This window comes from Pseudomonas sp. 44 R 15 (assembly GCF_900004965.1).
Lineage (GTDB): Bacteria > Pseudomonadota > Gammaproteobacteria > Pseudomonadales > Pseudomonadaceae > Aquipseudomonas > Aquipseudomonas orientalis_A.
In genome coordinates, this window is the sequence record NZ_CVTU01000050.1 from 1 (window position 1) to 627 (window position 627).

Sequence of the window (627 nt, forward strand, 5' to 3'; positions counted from 1 at the left end):
GTTTCAGAGTGACGTCAGTACCGGCCTTGTTGCTCAAGGTCGCGGTGTACGTGATCTGGCCACCTTCGTTGACTGCGCTCGGCGCGGTCAGCGTGACAGTGGTGGTGTTGTCGGTACCCGGTGTATCGGTAACGGTGGTATTAACCGGCGTGGTGCCTGGAACCAGATTTTCGAAGTGCTCGCCCCCAGTGACAGTCTTGATAGCAGTGGTGACGGTCTGGTCGCCCTTGTACACATCATCCGGCGCAGCAACCGAAACGGAACCGCTCGACTGATTCACACCAATGGTGATGCTCTGGCCGTTATCCAACGTCACGGTCAACGGGTTGGTGATGTTAGTCACCAGCGCGCCGTTTTTATCCACAAGGCTGGCGGTGTAGACGATATTGCCGCCTTCGCCAACCGTGGTGGTAGCGCTCAGAACCACGTCGACCTTGTCGATGGTGTCGTTGATCGCTGTCGTGGCACTGTTTTGCGCAACTACCAGCTGCTCGAAGTTGCCGCCGGAAGCGTCAGTGATTTTGACGATCTGCGTGCTCTTGTCGATGAACACGTCATCGCTTGGCGCAGGGACGGTCACGGTGCCGACGGTATCGCCAGCCTTGATGATAATCGACGAACCGTTGT

1 protein-coding gene is annotated in these 627 nt (G+C 57.3%); it reads right to left on the reverse strand.

Features of this window, described 5'->3' with window-relative positions:
• Nucleotides 1-627 (reverse strand): immunoglobulin-like domain-containing protein (locus BFP93_RS05875; protein WP_370737772.1); only part of this gene is annotated, 627 nt, incomplete at both ends.